Annotated in this window: 1 protein-coding gene; it reads right to left on the bottom strand. The window is 65.5% G+C overall.

All coding sequences use genetic code 11. The annotated features are described in order from the left end of the window. The coding region (locus V5O46_RS32100) for a transposase (protein WP_456300732.1) at positions 1-154 on the bottom strand (154 nt) is incomplete at its 3' end. Between the last annotated feature and the right edge of the window lie 49 nt (positions 155-203).

The raw sequence follows: 203 nt of genomic DNA, 5'->3' as shown, positions 1-203 counted from the left end.
GCTGCTGCAGCAGTCCGCCCTCGCCCGTCAGTTGCAGGCCCTCGGCCTGCGCCCGGCCTACCAGTTCGTCGATAAGCTGGTCGTCCACCGCCCTCGACGGCTGCGGCTCAGGAGTCTCGGCGGACTCGGGCTCGGTCACGTTCTCACTGGTCATCGGCGCATCTTCCTTGATCAGGAGTTACACCGAACGTTTTACAGCCCCG

The organism is Streptomyces poriticola, from assembly GCF_036689765.1.
GTDB classification, from domain to species: Bacteria; Actinomycetota; Actinomycetes; order Streptomycetales; family Streptomycetaceae; genus Streptomyces; species Streptomyces poriticola.
Note: the sequence above shows the minus strand (reverse complement) of the source record. Positions and strands in the feature narration are given on the sequence as shown.